Annotated in this window: 1 protein-coding gene; it reads left to right on the top strand. The window is 36.9% G+C overall.

What is annotated here, in order from left to right; all coding sequences use genetic code 11:
• Nucleotides 1-392: ATP-binding cassette domain-containing protein (locus C1E99_RS11610; RefSeq protein ID WP_153060205.1), on the top strand; the 392-nt coding region annotated here is incomplete at its 5' end.
• Nucleotides 393-442: the final 50 nt, after the last annotated feature.

The following is a 442-nucleotide window of genomic DNA, read 5'->3' as shown; positions in this document are numbered from 1 at the left end:
AAATTGCTTATTTTGCACAGGATTTGATAAACCTTGATGAAGAAAAGACTGCTTTTGAAAATGTTAGTTGTACCTCTCTTCAAGATAAGATGACGATTCTCAATTTATTAGGCATGTTGGGACTTTCTTATGATAAGGCCCAGCAGATGGTGGCAAATTTATCTGGTGGTGAACGTGTTCGGCTTTCCTTGGCCAAAGTACTATTGACTGATGCTAATCTCTTGATTTTAGATGAGCCGACTAATTTTTTAGATCTGACAGCTATTGAAGCCCTGGAAAGATTTTTGAAGGAATACCAGGGAAGTGTTTTGGTGATCTCTCATGACCAAGAATTTGTGGACAAGGTCGCAACAAGTAAATGGTGGATAAAGGATGGTAGCTTAATAGACTAGAAAAAATTTCTCAAAAGGAAGCTAGGTCTAAAAAATATTTTTTTCCTGTG

The organism is Streptococcus suis (genome assembly GCF_002964045.1).
GTDB lineage: Bacteria > Bacillota > Bacilli > Lactobacillales > Streptococcaceae > Streptococcus > Streptococcus suis_U.
The sequence above is the reverse complement of the archived record's forward strand: the minus strand, read 5'-3'. Positions and strand labels throughout refer to the sequence as shown.